Genomic DNA, 508 nt, shown 5'->3' on the forward strand with positions numbered 1-508 from the left:
GAAACGACCTTGATGTGGGCCTTCATTCTTGGAATGTCTAATTCTTTCAATCCTTTTTGGATTGCTTCTTCAACCGTTGAACCTGTAAATAATACCATTATCAGATTCCTCCTTATTTTTTCTTTTTCTGTGCTTTTTTCAAAGCTCTTCTCTTCTTGCCTTCTAAATCTTTTTCTGCTTGCGCCACTGCTTCTCTTTCAGCAATAATCTTGAAAGGATTGTTCAAAAAATAGGTTTGCAGAACTTGGTAAGCATTGGATACGGCCCAGTACAAGGCTACACCACTTGGGGCGGAGATGGCAAAAACAAAGATCAATACAGGCATACCATACATCATCCCTGTCGTAGCTCCACTTTTTTCGGACAAAGCTTTATTCGATAACCAGCTACTCAAGAAGGTAAAGACTGCCGCCAAAATCGGAAGGACAAAACTTGTATCTACTCCTCCCAAATTAATCCATAAAAAGTGACCTGTTTTCAAAAAGTCTACTCGACTCAAGGCTTGAAA

At 39.6% G+C, this 508-nt stretch carries 2 protein-coding genes; both read right to left on the reverse strand.

Going from position 1 to position 508, the window contains the following annotated elements; genetic code table 11:
* On the reverse strand, positions 1-98 hold a 98-nt coding region (locus GMD4S_RS10355), incomplete at its 3' end, for a Jag N-terminal domain-containing protein (protein ID WP_008287132.1).
* Between the two features lie 14 nt (positions 99-112).
* Positions 113-508: YidC/Oxa1 family membrane protein insertase (locus tag GMD4S_RS10360; protein WP_000408552.1), on the reverse strand; the 396-nt coding region annotated here is incomplete at its 5' end.

It is taken from the genome of Streptococcus sp. GMD4S, assembly GCF_000296955.1.